Raw genomic sequence first — 15,741 nt, 5'->3', positions numbered from 1 at the left:
ACATGCACCCATCATCGCCACCGCGGTGCCGACCCGGCTCAGCCCTGCGACAACCGCAGCCCGTCGTCGCCGGGCGCCATGCTGTCCAGGATCCGGTTGAGGTCCTCCACCGAGCCGAACTCCAGGACGACCTTGCCCTTGCCGAGCTTGCCGCCCCGCTGCGAGACCTCGACCTTCACCCGGGTGTCGAAGCGGTCGGAGAGCCGGCTCGCCAGGTCGTTGAAGGCCGGTGAGAGGATCCTGCCCGCCTTGGGCGCGGCCGAGCGCTTGGGCGTCGGTTCCTCGCTCTTCATCAGCAGGACGAGTTCCTCGGTCATCCGGACGGTGAGCCCCTCGGCGATCACCCGGGTGGCGAGTTCCTCCTGCTGCTCGGGGACCGCGAGCCCGACGATCGCCCGGGCGTGCCCGGCCGTGATCGTCCCGGCGACCAGCCGGCGCTGCACCTTCGGCGAGAGCTTCAGCATCCGCAGGGTGTTGGACACGTGCGAACGCGAGCGGCCGATCCGGTCGGCCAGCTCCTCGTGGGTGCAGGAGAAGTCCCGCAGCAGCTGGTCGTAGGCGGCCGCCTCCTCCAGCGCGTTCAGCTCGGCCCGGTGCAGGTTCTCCAGCAGGGCGTCCAGCAGCAGCTTGTCGTCCTCGGTGGCCCGGACGATCGCCGGGATCAGCTCCAGCCCGGCCTCCCGGGAGGCCCGCCAGCGCCGCTCGCCCATGATGAGCTCGAAGCGTCCGGGCGCCACCTGGCGCACCACCACCGGCTGGAGCAGACCCACCTCCTTGATCGAGGTGACCAGCTCGCTCAGCTTGTCCTCGTCGAACACCTCGCGCGGCTGGCGCGGGTTCGGGGTGATCGCGTCCAGCGGCAGCTCGGCGAAGTAGGCGCCGGCCGGCGCCGCCGGTTCCGCCCCGGCGGCCTGCTCCCGCAGGCTCTCCGCGGCCGCCTTGGCCGCCAGCGTTCCCCGGCCGGACGGCAACACCGGCACCGCGGCCGGCGAGACCGCCCCGGACGGGACCACCGGGGCCGCCGCCGGCTGCGCCGCGGTGCCGGTCCCGGCTCCACCGCCCGCCGGGGCGGCGGGGCCGATCAGCGCCCCCAGCCCCCGTCCCAGACCCCTGCGACCACCACTCACCGATTGCCCTCCGTCGTACCGTGCTGTGCCCCCGGGGCACCCTGCCCCGAACCGTCCCGCTGCTGCCCCACCAACGAGCCGCCGGCCCCCGCGGGCACCGCCCGCAGCGCCAGCTCCCGGGCGGCCTCCAGGTAGGAGAGCGCGCCGGTGGAGCCCGGGTCGTAGGTGAGCACCGTCTGACCGTAGCTGGGCGCCTCCGAGATGCGGACCGAGCGCGGGATCGCGGTGTGCAGGACCTCCTGCTGGAAGTGCGTCCGGACCTCCTCCGCCACCTGGGCCGCCAGCCTGGTCCTGGCGTCGTACATGGTGAGCAGGATGGTGGAGACGTGCAGCGCCTGGTTGAGGTGTGCCCGGACCAGCTCCACGTTGCGCAGCAGCTGGCCGAGACCCTCCAGCGCGTAGTACTCGCACTGGATCGGGATCAGCACCTCCTGGCCGGCGACCAGGGCGTTGACCGTCAACAGGCCCAGCGAGGGCGGACAGTCGATCAGGATGTAGTCCAGCGGCTGCTCGTAGGCGGCGATGGCGCGCTGCAGCCGGCTCTCCCGGGCGACCAGCGACACCAGCTCGATCTCGGCGCCGGCCAGGTCGATGGTGGCGGGGACGCAGAACAGTCCCTCGACCTCGACCACCGGCTGCACCACGTCGGCCAGCGGCTTGCCCTCCACCAGGACGTCGTAGATCGAGGGCACCTCGGCGTGGTGGTCGATGCCGAGCGCGGTCGAGGCGTTGCCCTGCGGGTCGAGGTCGATCACCAGGACGCGCAGGCCGTGCATGGCCAGCGAGGCGGCGAGGTTGACGGTGGTGGTGGTCTTGCCCACCCCGCCCTTCTGGTTGGCCACCACCATCACCCGGGTGGCCGCGGGGCGGGGCAGTCCCTCGCCCGCTCGGCCGATGGCCTGGACCGCAGCCTGGGCAGCACGCGCGATGGGCGTGTCATCGATCTGGTCGATGGTCTCCGAGTCCTGCATGGGGCTCAGTGTTTCACGTGAAACCGGAGCGGCAACAGTCGCCGCCCGGCTGCGCGCGAGGATTCCCGAGAGGAGAGAGCGACGTTTCACGTGAAACACCATGCCCGCAATGTCGGAATTCTGACGATGCGACACTCCGGTGGTCCGATGTCGTCCTGTCGTCCGCCCGCCCGTCACCCGGATGCCGTCGATCCCCGGGAACGCCACGGGCGGGGAGGTCGGAGGACCTCCCCGCCCGTGGCAGGCATCACGTCCGGCTCAGCGGCCGCGCCGCCGGGGCGTCCGGCCGCGGTCCGCACCGCGCGCCGGGGCGCCGGAGCGGCCGGCCCTGGCCGCCGCCCTGGCCCGGCGGGTCGCCGCCTTCACGCCGCCCGGGCTCTCCCCCACCTTGACCTGGACCACCCGGGTCGAGGTCTCCAGGGTGCCCTCGCCGACCGCGATCACCGCCCACTCGACCGCGCCGAGCTTCGCCAGCCCGGCCCGGGAGTCGGCCAGCTCCTGCTCGGCGCTGTCGCCCTTGAGCGCCAGCATCTGGCCGTGCGGCCGCAGCAGCGGCAGCCCCCAGCCGGCCAGCCGCTCCATCGGCGCCACCGCGCGCGCGGTCACCACGTCCACCGCCAGCTTGCCGACCATCTCCTCGGCCCGGCCGCGCAGCACGGTGACGTTCTCCAGCCCCAGCTCGCGGACCACCTCCTCCAGGAAGGTGGTGCGCCGCAGCAGCGGCTCCAGCAGGGTCACCGAGACGTCCGGCCGCGCCAGCGCCACCGGGATACCGGGCAGACCGGCACCGGAGCCGACGTCGCAGAGCGTGGTCCCGGCCGGCAGCAGCTCGGCGAGGACGGCGCAGTTCAGCACATGGCGGTCCCAGAGCCGGGGCACCTCGCGCGGCCCGATCAGCCCCCGGGTCACCCCCGCGGTCGCCAGCAGCTCGGTGTAACGGACCGCGGCGTCGTACCGCTCGCCGAAGACCTCCCGTGCGACGGCCGGCGGCGCGGGCGGCGGCTCGACCGCCGGACGCCCGCCGACGGCCGCGTCCTCGGCACCCGGACCGCCGTCGCCCGTCCCCGGCCCGCCGGCAGGCGCGCTCTCCGTGTCCATCTCGAACTCTCCGCTCCCCGGATCCACCGACCCGCTCCTGCACCGTTTCACGTGAAACATCTCTCGCCGGGCCACGGCCCCGCGAAGGGACGACGCGAAGGGACGACGACCCCGCCCGCGCGTGGCGGACGGGGTCGGGTCCTCGTGTCGCATGTCGACCGCCCAAGCCGCCGACGGTCACCCTGCCGTCAGGCCGGCAGCACGACCACGCACCGCTGGGGCTCCTCGCCCTCCGACTCGCTGCGCAGACCGGCCGCGGCCACCGCGTCATGGACGACCTTGCGCTCGAACGGGGTCATCGGACGCAGCTTGACCTGCTCCCCCGAGCTCTTCACCTGATCGGCCGCCTGCGACCCGAGGGTCGCCAGCTCCGAGCGCTTGCGAGCCCGGAAGCCGGCGATGTCCAGCATGAGGCGGCTGCGCTCGCCGGTCTCCCGGTGGACGGCCAACCGGGTCAGCTCCTGCAGCGCCTCCAGCACCTCGCCGTCCTGGCCGACCAGCCGCTGCAGGGAGCGGTCGTTGCCGTCGCTGACGATGGAGACCAGGGCGCGGTCACCCTCGACGTCCATGTCGATGTCACCGTCGAGATCGGCGATGTCGAGCAGACCCTCCAGGTAGTCCGCCGCGATGTCGCCCTCCTGCTCCAGGCGGGTGATGAGGCTCTCGTCGGCGCTGGCGGCGGCCTCGGCCTCGACGGCGGAGGTGATGCCTTCCGTCACTGATGGACTCCTTCGGAGATGGGCCCGGGTGGTGGGCCGGTAACGAGGTTCAGGGGGCCGCGGGAACGGTCCGGAGCGGACCGGTCACTTCTTCTTCGGCCGCTGACCGCCGCGCTTGGGCTGCTGCCGGCCGCCCTGCGGACGGGCCGGACCCGACTTGGCACCCGCCGGACGCGCCGCGGTCTGCTTGGCCGCACCGGTACCGCCGGACGTGCCGGTGCTCGCGGAGTCCGCCGGGGCGGCGTCGGCGGGCTGCTCGGCCGGGGCGTCCTTGGTCAGGCTCGCCGGCTGGCCGCCGGTGTGCTGGCGCTGCGACTTGCTCTGCTTCCGCGGCTGCTGCCGGCGCACCTGCACCGACTCCTCGACCACGGTCTCGGCGCTGACGGCCGACTTCTTCGCGGGGAGCAGGCCGAACAGCGGGCCCTTGATGACCGAGCCGTCCGGGTTCAGCCGGCCGGCCTTCTTCAGCCGGACCTGACGCTCGTCCCAGGCCTTGCTGCCCGGCGTCGGGTTGTTGCGGATGACGATCAGCTGCTGGCCCATCGACCAGACGTTGGTGGTCAGCCAGTAGACCAGGACACCGACCGGGAAGTTGATGCCCATCACGGCGAACATGATCGGGAAGACGTACATCAGCATCTTCTGCTGCTGCATGAACGGCGTCTTCACGCTGAGGTCGACGTTCTTCGTCATCAGCTGGCGCTGGGTGATGAACTGCGACGCCGACATCATGATGATCATCACGGCGACGACGATCTTGACGCTGACCTCGCTGCTGCTCACGAAGGTGGCCGACAGCGGAGCGCCGAAGATGTGCGCCTTGCCGGCGCTCACCAGCAGGTCGCCGTTGATCACGCCGATCTCGTGGCCCTTGGCGACCGAGGCCAGCACGCCGTAGAGCGCGGTGAAGAACGGCGCCTGCACGAGGATGGGAAGGCAGCTGGAGAACGGGTTGGTACCCGCCTCCTTGTACAGCTTCATCATCTCTTCGGACTGGCGCTGGCGGTCGTTCTTGTACCGCTCCTGGATGGCCTTCATCTTCGGCTGGATCGCCTGCATGGCCCGGGTCGCCTTGATCTGCTTCACGAAGAGCGGGATCAGGCAGATCCGGATGACGACCACCATCGAGGCGATGGCCAGACCCCAGGCCCAGCCACCATCCGGATTGAAGACGTGGCTGTACAGCGAGTGGAACTGGACGATGATCCAGGACACCGCTGTGTACAGGGGGTTGAGGAAGGAGAAGGTCACCGGTCAGGCTCCTTGGACATTGGGATTGGCCCCATGGGGCCAATGGTCGCCGGGCCCTCTGGGTCCGGACCGGCGGGGGGCATGATCACCGGCTGGTCGGCGGCGGACCGGCCCTTCAGCCGGTCCCGCAGCCGGCGGTGCCACACCGGATGCTTGCGCGGCGGGACATGATCGACCCCGCCGGGAGTCCACGGATTGCAGCGCAGGATGCGCCACGCGGTCAGGGCGCCGCCCTTCACCGCCCCGTGCGTCTTCACGGCCTCGAAGCCGTAGTGCGAGCAGGACGGGTAGTAACGGCACACCGGACCGAGCAGTGGGCTGATGGTCCACTGGTAGACCCTGATCAGACCCATTAGCAGGTACTTCATCGCCCTGCTCCCGTCGGCGCCGAGGCGGCGTGCTCGGCCTTGAGCAACCGCTTGAGCGCCGCGTCCAGGTCGCGTTCGAGTTCCTGGTACGAGGCGGACGCGGCCGGGGGCAGCGCACGCACCACTATCAGGCTACCGGCGGGCAGCCGGGACAGACGATCACGTACGAGATGGCGCAACCGGCGCTTGACCAGGTTGCGCGTGACCGCCGGGCCGACGGCCTTGCTCACGACGAAACCCGCACGCGCCGAAGGAGTCCCCTCGGCGACGTGCGGGCGGGTGTCGCTGGTCCGGTCGGTGCGGTCCCCGGGGCCGTCCTCTCTGGCGAGATGGACGACCAGCAGGGGCCTGCCGGCCCGACGACCGCGTTTCACCGCGGTCGCGAAGTCCTGGCGCCGCCGCAGCCGATTCTCGGAGGGCAGCACAACAGACTCTGGTGCGGATCAGGCGGACAGGCTGGCGCGGCCCTTGCCACGGCGGGCAGCCAGGATGGCGCGGCCGGCGCGGGTACGCATCCGCAGCCGGAAGCCGTGGGTCTTCGCGCGGCGACGGTTGTTCGGCTGGAAGGTGCGCTTGCTCACTCGGGGGCTCCTGAGGTGAATCGTAGGATGACGGGGAGTCGCTTGGCCGTCACCGTGCGTCCGCGTGATCTCCCCTGTATCGGAAATCCGGCCCATCTCCCCAGTTCGGCTGGGGTTTGAGGCAATCCACGGCGCCCGTGCTGCGCGCCTTATGGAGCGGGTGGACCCGCGGACATGCGGCAGCGGCCATCGACAACTCGACCTGGTTACGGTACGCGGGACGGGGCACGAGGGTCAAACCAGCCGCCTGGGAGCCGCTTACCCACAGCCTGTGGACAACGACTTGATCCGGCTCTGTTCGCTGACTACCGTTGCAGGACTTGTCTGGTTTGTTCATCGGAAAGCGTGTACCAGTGGCTGATGTCAACAGCGACCTCGTCCCGGTCTGGGCGAGGGTCGTCGAGCGGCTGGTCGCCGACCCGGATGTCGGGGAGATGGACAAGCAGTGGGTGCAGCGCACCCAGCCCATGTGGATGATGCACGACACCGCCCTGCTGGCGGCCCCCAACGAGCGGGCCAAGCAGGTGCTGGAGGGCCGGCTGCTGCCGCAGCTGACCGAGGCGCTCTCCCGCGAGCTGGCCCGCCCGGTGCGGATCGCCGTGATGGTCGACGCCAACGCCGTGCCGACCACCCCCGCCCCGCAGGCCCCCGCCGAGCCGTACCCGAACCCGTCCGAGCCGGACGCCGGCGGCTACGGCGACCAGGGCTACCCGCAGACCTACGAACAGGACTACGAGCAGGGCTACGAGGCGGGCTACGAGCGGCCGCACTACGAGAGCGGCGGCTACGAGCAGCACCCCGCGCCGTACGGCGGCCCGGCGGGCGGCAACCAGGCCTGGCCCGGCTACCAGGAGCAGCCGCCGGCCTACCGCGAGCCCGAGGAGCCGGCGCCCCGGCCCGCGCCGCGGCACGTCCCCGCGCCGCCCTCCACCACCCAGGGCGACCTCTTCGGCGGCGCCTACGGCCCCGGTCCGGGCGAGCACCCGCGGACCGCCTCCGGCCGCCGCCCCGCGGCCCGCCCGGCCGCCGGCCGCGGGGCGGACAAGGCCCCCGCCGAGCGCGCCACCGACCGCCCGGCGGTCCCCGGTGTGCCCGCCCCGCCCGGCGCGCCCCCGGCCGGCGGTTCCCGCAAGGACGAGCCGGCCGCCCGGCTGAACCCCAAGTACCTGTTCGACACCTTCGTCATCGGCGCCAGCAACCGCTTCGCGCACGCGGCGGCGGTGGCGGTCGCCGAGGCCCCGGCCAAGGCCTACAACCCGCTCTTCATTTACGGCGAGTCCGGGCTGGGCAAGACCCACCTGCTGCACGCCATCGGGCACTACTCGCGCAGCCTCTTCCCGGGCACCCGGGTGCGCTACGTGTCCTCCGAGGAGTTCACCAACGAGTTCATCAACTCCATCCGGGACGGCAAGGCGGACACCTTCCGCAAGCGCTACCGGGACATGGACATCCTGCTCGTGGACGACGTGCAGTTCCTGGCGAGCAAGGAGTCCACGCAGGAGGAGTTCTTCCACACCTTCAACACCCTGCACAACGCCAACAAGCAGATCGTGCTCTCCTCCGACCGGCCGCCCAAGCTGCTGACCACGCTGGAGGACCGGCTGCGCAACCGCTTCGAGTGGGGACTGATCACCGACGTCACCCCGCCGGAGCTGGAGACCCGGATCGCGATCCTGCGCAAGAAGGCGATCCAGGAGCAACTCAACGCTCCCGCCGATGTGTTGGAGTTCATCGCGTCCCGGATCACCCGGAACATCCGGGAGTTGGAGGGGGCCCTGATCCGGGTCACCGCCTTCGCCAACCTCAACCGGGCGCCGGTCGACCTGGAGCTGGCCGGGATCGTCCTCAAGGACCTCATCCCGGGCGGCGACGAGGACGCCGGGCCGGAGATCACCGCCCAGGTGATCATGCAGCAGACCGCCGCCTACTTCGGGCTCGGGGTGGACGACCTCTGCGGATCCTCGCGCAGCCGCGTGCTGGTGACCGCGCGTCAGATCGCCATGTACCTCTGCCGGGAACTCACCGACCTCTCGCTGCCGAAGATCGGCGCGCAGTTCGGCGGCCGCGACCACACCACGGTGATGCACGCCGACCGCAAGATCCGGTCACTCATGGCCGAGCGCCGCTCGATCTACAACCAGGTCACCGAGCTGACCAACCGCATCAAGAGCTAGCCGGCGGGCCCGCGGACGGGCGGGCCCCGGGTGGCCGGAAAAGGGCGTCAGGAGCGATCCTGGCGCCCTTTCGGCATATCCACAGGTGTGCACCGCGCATCGGCGGGGCAGGGATGCCGGTGACGGACGCTCCGCCAGTCCACAGCCCACGCCGAACATCTGACCGGGGATTCGAACGCCACCGGTGCGCGAGGCGGAAATCCACAGGCCGGACGGGTTCTCCGCCGTCCACAGGCCCGGGCGCCGTGAGTTATCCAGAATTCCTCCACAGGGCGGCCGCCGCTACGCTCTTCCGCGCAGGTCAGGTGCCTGTGGACTTGTGCACAACCGTTATCCACAGGGTGTGGACAATTGTCGGCCCGTCAGTGGGCCATCCGAGCTGTCCACCGGTTGTCCCCAGGCCGGGCGAGGTTATCCCCAGGTTGTCCACAGCCGTGTCCACAGTTCGACAAGCTTCTGCCCTCGTTCATGCCCAGGTGTGAAAGCCGTCACGAAAAGTTGACCGGGGCCCGTGGATAACCGGGCCCGGATCTGGGGACAGCGCTGGGGATAACCTGTGGATACTCAGCGTGCCCTGTGGGTAACGCTCCGCCGTCCACAGCGGGCCGTGTTCGTCCACAGGCCGCATCCACATGTCCTGTGGACAAAAAACCGGGCCTGACCTGCGCAAACAGGGTTATCCACGGTTTCCACAGGCCCTACTACTACCACTACACCTATAGACCGTTCGCCTGGTTCAAAAGCAGGTGGGGCCGAAATCTGTGGACAACCGCTGCCCGACATCCGTTCGAGTTGCTTCCGCCCGTCTGCCCCGTCTGTCGGTGGAGTACGTCAGACTGTCCTCGGCGACTGGAAGCGGAGCGGCGGAGCTCGGCGGACAGCCGCACCGAAGACCAAGATCAGAAGAACCAGACGTGCGAGCGGGAGCGCTCGATCCAGGAGGCGGTTACCGGTGAAGTTCCGGGTGGAGCGTGACGTCCTCGCGGAGGCGGTGGCCTGGGCTGCCCGCAGCCTCCCGGCACGGCCGCCGGTGCCGGTGCTGGCCGGCCTGCTGCTGACGGCTCAGGACGGCAGCCTGGCGCTGTCCGGCTTCGACTACGAGGTCTCGGCCCGGGTCGAGCTGGAGGCCGACATCGAGGAGGCCGGCACCGTGCTGGTCTCCGGCCGGCTGCTCAACGACATCTCGCGCAACCTTCCCAACAGGCCTGTGGAGATCTCCACCGACGGCCAGCGGGTCAGCGTGGTCTGCGGCAGCTCCCGGTTCACCCTGCCCACCCTTCCGGTGGACGAGTACCCGGCGCTGCCCCAGATGCCGACCGCGACCGGCACCGTCCCCGGCGACGTCTTCGCCTCCGCGGTCAGCCAGGCCGCGGTGGCCGCCGGCCGTGACGACACCCTGCCGGTGCTCACCGGTGTCCGGGTCGAGATCGAGGGCGACCGGATCACCCTGGCCGCCACCGACCGCTACCGCTTCGCGGTGCGCGAGCTGCTGTGGAAGCCCGAGCAGGCCGACATCTCGGCCGTCGCGCTGGTCCCGGCCAAGACCCTGCAGGACATCGCCAAGTCCCTGGGCAGCGGCGACAACGTCTCCATCGCGCTCTCCTCGGGCGGCGCGGGCGAGGGCCTGATCGGCTTCGAGGGCGCCGGCCGGCGGACCACCACCCGGCTGCTGGAGGGCGAGTTCCCGAAGTACCGCAGCCTGTTCCCGACCGAGTTCAACGCGATCGCGGCGATCCAGACCCAGCCCTTCCTGGAGGCGCTCAAGCGCGTCTCGCTGGTCGCCGAGCGCAACACCCCGGTCCGGCTGAACTTCGAGGAGGGCGTGCTCACCCTGGAGGCCGGCTCCGGCGACGACGCCCAGGCCACCGAGCGGATCGACGCCTCCCTGGAGGGGGACGCCATCTCGATCGCGTTCAACCCGGGCTACCTGGAGGAGGGCCTCAAGGCCATCGACTCCGCCTACGCCCAGCTGAGCTTCACCACCCCGACCAAGCCCGCGCTGCTCAGCGGCAAGGCCTCGGTGGACGCGGAGGCCGACGAGGCCTACCAGTACCTGATCATGCCGGTCCGCCTCTCCGGCTGAGCCGGCTGCGCTCCCGGGCCGGACCGGCCGCCACCGGTCCGGCCCGGGAGCCTTCTGTCCACGGCTCCGTCCACAGCCCTGTGAACAAACCTGTGGAACCCTCCCCCGGTCGGCCCGACCGCGAGGAGGCCCTTCCGCTCCAGCACGTAGGCTCAAGGAGGCGCGGCAACGGCGCCGCCCGCAGGGACGTCACCACAGGTAAGGATTTGGCTATGGAGCTCGGCCTCATCGGTCTCGGCAAGATGGGCGGCAACATGCGCGAGCGGATCCGCCGCGCCGGCCACACCGTCATCGGCTACGACCGCAACCCCGACATCTCCGACGTCGAGAGCCTCCAGGAGCTGGTCACCAAGCTGCAGGGCCCGCGCGTCATCTGGGTCATGGTTCCGGCCGGCGCCGCCACCCAGGCCACCGTGGACGAGCTGGCCGAGCTGCTCTCCCCCGGTGACGTGGTCGTCGACGGCGGCAACTCCCGCTGGACCGACGACGTCAAGCACGCCGAGGCGCTGGCCGCCAAGGGCATCGGCTTCGTCGACTGCGGCGTCTCCGGCGGCGTCTGGGGCCTGGAGAACGGCTACGCGCTGATGTACGGCGGCGACGCCGAGCACGTGGCCAAGGTCCAGCCGGTCTTCGACGCCCTCAAGCCCGAGGGTGACTTCGGCTCGGTGCACGCGGGCGCGGTCGGCGCCGGCCACTTCGCCAAGATGGTCCACAACGGCATCGAGTACGCGATGATGCAGGCCTTCGCCGAGGGCTGGGAGCTGCTGGAGGCCGCCCCCGAGGTCACCGACGTCCGCGAGGTCTTCCGCAGCTGGCAGGAGGGCACCGTGATCCGCTCCTGGCTGCTCGACCTGGCCGTGCGCGCCCTGGACGAGGACGAGCACCTGGGCAAGCTCAAGGGCTGGGCCGCCGACTCCGGCGAGGGCCGCTGGACCGTCGAGGCCGCGATCGACCACGCCGTCCCGCTGCCGGCGATCACCGCCTCGCTCTTCGCCCGCTTCGCCTCCCGCCAGGACGACTCCCCGCAGATGAAGATGATCGCCGCGCTGCGCAACCAGTTCGGCGGCCACGCGGTCGAGTCGAAGTAGTCCCCGCAGTCCCACCCCAGAAGGCGAGCGCAGTCCACCGTCATGCACGTCGCGCACCTGTCGCTCGCCGACTTCCGTTCCTACGCCCGGGCCGAGGTCTCCCTCGACCCGGGCGTGACGGCCTTCGTCGGGCCCAACGGCCAGGGCAAGACCAACCTGGTCGAGGCGGTCGGCTACGTCGCCACCCTGGGCAGCCACCGGGTCGCCACCGACGCCCCGCTGATCCGGCTGGGCGCCGAGCGCGCGGTGATCCGCACCTCGGTGGTGGACCGCGGCCGCTCCACCCTGGTCGAGCTGGAGATCACCCCGGGCAAGGCCAACCGGGCCCGGATCAACCGCTCCGACAACGTCCGCCCGCGCGACGTGCTGGGCCTGCTGCGCACCGTGCTGTTCGCCCCCGAGGACCTCGCCCTGGTCAAGGGCGACCCGGGGGAGCGGCGGCGCTTCCTGGACGAGCTGCTGACCGCCCGCGCGCCCCGGCTGGCCGGGGTCCGGCAGGACTACGAACGGGTGCTCAAGCAGCGCAACGCCCTGCTGAAGACCGCCGCGATGGCCCGCCGGGCCAGCGGCGGCAAGGGCGCCGACCTCTCCACCCTGGAGGTCTGGGACGGTCACCTGGCCCGGGCCGGCGCCGAACTCACCGCGTTCCGCCTGCAGCTGGTGGCCTCCCTCCAGCCGCTGGTCGCGGCCGCCTACGGACAGCTCGCGCCGGGCGGCGGGGAGACCGCGCTGGAGTACCGCAGCTCCTTCGAGGGGGAGCTGCCGACCAGCCGCGAGCAGGCCGAGGAACAGCTGATCGAGGCGCTGCGGACGGCCCGCAAGCAGGAGGTCGACCGCGGCGTCACCCTGGTCGGCCCGCACCGCGACGAGCTGGTGCTCAAGCTCGGCCCGCTGCCCGCCAAGGGCTACGCCAGCCACGGCGAGTCCTGGTCGTTCGCGCTGGCGCTGCGGCTGGCGTCCTACGAGCTGCTGCGCGCCGACGGGGGAGAGCCGGTGCTGATCCTGGACGACGTCTTCGCCGAGCTGGACGCCGCCCGCCGCGACCGGCTGGCCGAGCTGGTGGCCGGCGGCGAGCAGGTGCTGGTGACCGCGGCGGTGGCCGAGGACGTGCCGAAGGCGCTGGCCGGCGCCCGGTACGCGGTCGCCGACGGCGCCGTCCAGCGCGTCACCGGCTGACCGCGCCCGCGCCGGCCCGACGGCGCCCCTCCGCCCGGCCCCGCCCGACCGGTTCCTGCCCGACCCCCGCCTGCCCGGCCGCCGTCGGAGCGGCCCGCACACCCCGTGTCCGTACCCCCGGCGTGGCCCACCCGCGCCGCCGCGCGCCCACCCGGCTCCCGTACGCTGGACGGCTCACCGTTGTCCACAGGGTGGGGATAAGGAGATCGCCGTGAGCGAGTCGGCGGAGCACCCCGAGCCGACCGGTGCCGACCTGGCGCGCTCGGCGCTGCGGGCGGCCCGGGCGCAGGCCCGCCAGCGCGGTGAGCAGGTGCGCGAGAAGCGCGAGGCGAAGCGGCACGGACTGCGCAGCGGGGCCCGCTCGGACGGCCGCGACCCGGTGCCGCTGGGGGCGGCGCTGACCCGGCTGCTGACCGAGCGGGGCTGGGAGTCCTCGGCCGCGGTCGGCGGGGTGATGGGCCGTTGGCCGCAGATCGTCGGGCCGGACATCGCCGCGCACTGCACGCCGACCGCCTACGACGACGAGGCCGCGGTGCTCACGGTGCAGTGCGACTCCACCGCGTGGGCCACTCAACTCCGCTGGCTGGCGCGGCAGTTGGTGGCCCGTCTGAACCACGAGCTGGGCCACGGCACGGTTCGCACCATCAAGGTGCTCGGCCCCGCCGCCCCGGTGCGCGGCTACGGCCGGCTGCGCGCCCCCGGCAGCAAGGGCCCCGGGGACACCTGGGGATAGGCCCGAGGGCCGCGGGACGGAGCGGACCGTGATCCTCCGGAACCCCTGACGGCCCTGCCAGGCGGTCTGAGCCCCCCGGTCGAGTATCGGGACATGTCCCGAGGGGATTCAGGGCGGCATTTCTGCCCTCAGAGGCTGCCAAACGCCCATCGATGTCAGTCGTACCGGTAGACTGAAGGGCAAACACTGTTGCTAGTGGCAACCGAGTCGAAACGCCGTGGTCGCACGCCCGCCCGCAGAGGGAGCGGGGATGCGGCCCGCGCTGTGCCAGAGAGGGCGCTTCGTGGCCGATTCCGGCAACCCCAGCCAGACCCCAGACCAGACCGACCAGTCCGACCGGTCGTACGACGCGAGCGCCATCCAGGTGCTGGAGGGCCTCGACGCCGTCCGCAAGCGCCCCGGCATGTACATCGGCTCGACCGGTGAGCGAGGCCTGCACCACCTGGTGCAGGAGATCGTGGACAACTCCGTCGACGAGGCGATGGCCGGCCACGCGGACACCATCGACGTGTCGCTGCTGGCCGACGGCGGCGTGCGCGTGGTCGACAACGGCCGCGGCATCCCGGTCGGCATCATGCCGGGCCAGGGCAAGCCGGCCGTCGAGGTCGTGCTGACGGTCCTGCACGCGGGCGGCAAGTTCGGCAACGGCGGCTACGCGGTCTCCGGCGGTCTGCACGGCGTCGGCGTCTCCGTGGTGAACGCGCTCTCCACCCGGCTCGCGGTGGAGATCCACACCGACGGCCACCGCTGGACCCAGGAGTACAAGGCCGGCACCCCGACCGCCCCGCTGGCCCAGCACGAGGCCACCGAGCGCACCGGCACCAGCGTCACCTTCTGGGCCGACCCGGACATCTTCGAGACCACGGTCTACTCCTTCGAGACGCTCTCCCGCCGGTTCCAGGAGATGGCGTTCCTCAACAAGGGCCTGACCATCAGGCTCACCGACGAGCGCCCCGAGCACGTCGACGAGGAGGGCAAGCCGCTCTCGGTCACCTACAAGTACGACGGCGGCATCGCCGACTTCGTCGCCCACCTCAACTCCCGCAAGGGCGAGGTCGTCCACCCCTCGGTGATCGACTTCGAGGCGGAGGACAAGGACAAGGCGATCTCGGTGGAGATCGCCATGCAGTGGAACTCCTCGTACACCGAGGGGGTCTACTCCTTCGCCAACACCATCCACACCCACGGCGGCGGTACCCACGAGGAGGGCTTCCGCGCGGCGCTGACCGGCCTGGTCAACCGCTACGCGCGGGACAAGAAGCTGCTCCGCGAGAAGGACGACAACCTCTCCGGCGAGGACATCCGCGAGGGTCTGACCGCGATCATCTCGGTCAAGCTCGGCGAGCCGCAGTTCGAGGGCCAGACCAAGGACAAGCTGGGCAACACCGAGGCGAAGACCTTCGTCCAGAAGGTCGTCCACGAGCACCTGAACGACTGGCTGGACCGCAACCCCAACGAGGCCGCGGACATCATCCGCAAGTCCATCCAGGCGGCCACCGCGCGCGTCGCCGCCCGCAAGGCCCGCGACCTCACCCGCCGCAAGGGCCTGCTGGAGTCCGCCTCGCTGCCCGGCAAGCTCAGCGACTGCCAGTCCAAGGACCCGGCGGAGTGCGAGATCTTCATCGTCGAGGGTGACTCCGCCGGCGGCTCGGCCAAGCAGGGCCGCGACCCGCGCATCCAGGCGATCCTCCCGATCCGCGGCAAGATCCTGAACGTCGAGAAGGCCCGGATCGACAAGGTGCTGCAGAACACCGAGGTCCAGGCGCTGATCTCGGCCTTCGGCTGCGGCATCCAGGAGGACTACGACGAGTCCAAGCTGCGGTACCACAAGATCGTGCTGATGGCCGACGCCGACGTCGACGGACAGCACATCCGCACCCTGCTGCTGACCCTGCTGTTCCGCTTCATGCGGCCGCTGGTCGAGGCCGGCTACGTCTACCTGGCGATGCCGCCGCTGTACAAGATCAAGTGGGGCAAGGACGACTTCGAGTACGTCTACTCCGACCGCGAGCGCGACGCCGTGATCGCGGCGGGCGTGGCCGCCGGGCGCCGGCTGCCGAAGGACGACGCGATCCAGCGGTTCAAGGGTCTCGGCGAGATGAACGCCGAGGAGCTCCGGGTCACCACCATGGACCAGGCCCACCGCCTGCTGCTCCAGGTCACCCTGGAGGACGCCGCCCGCGCCGACGAGCTGTTCTCGATCCTGATGGGCGAGGACGTCGAGGCCCGCCGTTCCTTCATCCAGCGCAACGCCAAGGACGTCCGCTTCCTGGACGTGTGACGCCTGCCCGCAGGCCCCGCACGTACCAGTCCGCGTGAAAGGAAACTGACCACCAGTGGTCGACGACAACCGTCCCGAAGGCGAGCAGCCC

Annotated in this window: 14 protein-coding genes; 6 read left to right on the top strand and 8 right to left on the bottom strand. The window is 71.3% G+C overall.

Annotated elements, in window-relative coordinates; genetic code table 11:
- Nucleotides 1-38: 38 nt before the first annotated feature.
- From ACFU9E_RS16285 to rpmH, 8 genes are all read right to left on the bottom strand, one after another.
- Nucleotides 39-1,127 carry a ParB/RepB/Spo0J family partition protein gene (locus tag ACFU9E_RS16285; RefSeq protein ID WP_380689703.1) on the bottom strand — a complete coding sequence of 363 codons (1,089 nt, stop codon included), beginning with the start codon at nucleotides 1,125-1,127 and terminating at the stop codon, nucleotides 39-41.
- The gene (locus tag ACFU9E_RS16280) at nucleotides 1,124-2,098 is read right to left on the bottom strand and encodes a ParA family protein (protein WP_380689705.1); all 975 of its coding nucleotides are present in this window, start codon (nucleotides 2,096-2,098) and stop codon (nucleotides 1,124-1,126) included. The genes ACFU9E_RS16285 and ACFU9E_RS16280 overlap by 4 nt, the downstream gene beginning before the upstream one ends.
- Nucleotides 2,099-2,356: 258 nt before the next feature.
- Entirely contained in the window at nucleotides 2,357-3,196 is an 840-nt protein-coding gene (gene rsmG / locus ACFU9E_RS16275) for a 16S rRNA (guanine(527)-N(7))-methyltransferase RsmG (protein ID WP_380715083.1), read from the bottom strand.
- Between the two features lie 188 nt (nucleotides 3,197-3,384).
- Complete coding sequence (locus ACFU9E_RS16270) at nucleotides 3,385-3,915, bottom strand: protein jag (RefSeq protein ID WP_380689189.1); 531 nt, start codon at nucleotides 3,913-3,915, stop codon at nucleotides 3,385-3,387.
- Nucleotides 3,916-3,999: 84 nt separating this feature from the next.
- Nucleotides 4,000-5,166, bottom strand: coding sequence for a membrane protein insertase YidC (gene yidC / locus ACFU9E_RS16265; protein ID WP_380689187.1), 1,167 nt, complete (start codon nucleotides 5,164-5,166; stop codon nucleotides 4,000-4,002).
- Complete coding sequence (gene yidD, locus ACFU9E_RS16260) at nucleotides 5,163-5,534, bottom strand: membrane protein insertion efficiency factor YidD (RefSeq protein WP_380689184.1); 372 nt, start codon at nucleotides 5,532-5,534, stop codon at nucleotides 5,163-5,165. The genes yidC and yidD overlap by 4 nt, the downstream gene beginning before the upstream one ends.
- The gene (rnpA, locus tag ACFU9E_RS16255; RefSeq protein ID WP_380689181.1) at nucleotides 5,531-5,959 is read right to left on the bottom strand and encodes a ribonuclease P protein component; all 429 of its coding nucleotides are present in this window, start codon (nucleotides 5,957-5,959) and stop codon (nucleotides 5,531-5,533) included. The genes yidD and rnpA overlap by 4 nt, the downstream gene beginning before the upstream one ends.
- Nucleotides 5,960-5,977: 18 nt before the next feature.
- Nucleotides 5,978-6,115: a 50S ribosomal protein L34 gene (gene rpmH / locus ACFU9E_RS16250; RefSeq protein WP_030059672.1), complete on the bottom strand. Its 138-nt coding sequence runs from the start codon at nucleotides 6,113-6,115 to the stop codon at nucleotides 5,978-5,980.
- A gap of 353 nt (nucleotides 6,116-6,468) precedes the next feature.
- On the opposite strand from rpmH, the gene dnaA reads away from it, so the two are divergent.
- The 6 genes from dnaA (at nucleotide 6,469) to gyrB (ending at nucleotide 15,650) form a co-directional block, all read left to right on the top strand.
- Nucleotides 6,469-8,289: a chromosomal replication initiator protein DnaA gene (dnaA, locus tag ACFU9E_RS16245; protein WP_380715081.1), complete on the top strand. Its 1,821-nt coding sequence runs from the start codon at nucleotides 6,469-6,471 to the stop codon at nucleotides 8,287-8,289.
- A gap of 952 nt (nucleotides 8,290-9,241) precedes the next feature.
- Nucleotides 9,242-10,372, top strand: coding sequence for a DNA polymerase III subunit beta (dnaN, locus tag ACFU9E_RS16240; protein ID WP_380684279.1), 1,131 nt, complete (start codon nucleotides 9,242-9,244; stop codon nucleotides 10,370-10,372).
- A 92-nt stretch (nucleotides 10,373-10,464) separates the two neighbouring features.
- Nucleotides 10,465-11,460, top strand: coding sequence for a phosphogluconate dehydrogenase (NAD(+)-dependent, decarboxylating) (gene gnd / locus ACFU9E_RS16235; protein ID WP_380684280.1), 996 nt, complete (start codon nucleotides 10,465-10,467; stop codon nucleotides 11,458-11,460).
- Between the two features lie 42 nt (nucleotides 11,461-11,502).
- Nucleotides 11,503-12,636, top strand: a complete 1,134-nt coding sequence (gene recF, locus ACFU9E_RS16230) for a DNA replication/repair protein RecF (protein WP_380684281.1) — start codon at nucleotides 11,503-11,505, stop codon at nucleotides 12,634-12,636.
- Nucleotides 12,637-12,847: 211 nt separating this feature from the next.
- On the top strand, nucleotides 12,848-13,369 hold the full coding sequence (locus tag ACFU9E_RS16225; RefSeq protein ID WP_355362490.1) for a DciA family protein: 522 nt from the start codon (nucleotides 12,848-12,850) through the stop codon (nucleotides 13,367-13,369).
- Nucleotides 13,370-13,619: 250 nt separating this feature from the next.
- The gene (gene gyrB, locus ACFU9E_RS16220) at nucleotides 13,620-15,650 is read left to right on the top strand and encodes a DNA topoisomerase (ATP-hydrolyzing) subunit B (RefSeq protein ID WP_380684282.1); all 2,031 of its coding nucleotides are present in this window, start codon (nucleotides 13,620-13,622) and stop codon (nucleotides 15,648-15,650) included.
- Nucleotides 15,651-15,741 lie beyond the last annotated feature (91 nt).

The organism is Kitasatospora sp. NPDC057595 (assembly GCF_042800875.1).
Taxonomy (GTDB): Bacteria; Actinomycetota; Actinomycetes; order Streptomycetales; family Streptomycetaceae; genus Kitasatospora.
Note: the sequence above shows the minus strand (reverse complement) of the source record. Positions and strands in the feature narration are given on the sequence as shown.

Coding starts and splice junctions, on each gene's coding strand:
- yidD (WP_380689184.1), bottom strand. CDS start 5,534: ATGAAGTACCTGCTAATGGGTCTGATCAGGGTCTACCAGTGGACCATC.
- ACFU9E_RS16280 (WP_380689705.1), bottom strand. CDS start 2,098: ATGCAGGACTCGGAGACCATCGACCAGATCGATGACACGCCCATCGCG.
- rsmG (WP_380715083.1), bottom strand. CDS start 3,196: ATGGACACGGAGAGCGCGCCTGCCGGCGGGCCGGGGACGGGCGACGGC.
- gyrB (WP_380684282.1), top strand. CDS start 13,620: ATGCGGCCCGCGCTGTGCCAGAGAGGGCGCTTCGTGGCCGATTCCGGC.
- recF (WP_380684281.1), top strand. CDS start 11,503: ATGCACGTCGCGCACCTGTCGCTCGCCGACTTCCGTTCCTACGCCCGG.